1 protein-coding gene is annotated in these 242 nt (G+C 63.6%); it reads left to right on the forward strand.

Annotated elements, in window-relative coordinates; translation table 11 throughout:
- A partial coding sequence (locus ACZ3HG_RS24640; protein WP_465335134.1) for a porin occupies window positions 1–242 on the forward strand: 242 nt, incomplete at both ends.

Consider the following 242-nt stretch of genomic DNA (forward strand, 5'->3'; position numbering starts at 1 on the left):
GTGAGCTACGCCTTCGGCGAGCAAGCCGGTTCGACCCGCAGCGGCAGCCAGATCAGCACCGCCCTGCGCTACAACAACGGTGGCTTCGCCATCGGTGGCGGCTTCCAGCAAACCGTCGACACCACGCCTGCACGCAACAAGGCCACGACCTACAACCTGTCGGCTTCCTACGCCTTCGGCGCGGCCAAGGTCTTCGCCGGTTACTACCGCATGAAGGATGCAACCGGTGTGAACGGTGCATT

Source organism: Erwinia sp. PME.40.26/001 (genome assembly GCF_055556675.1).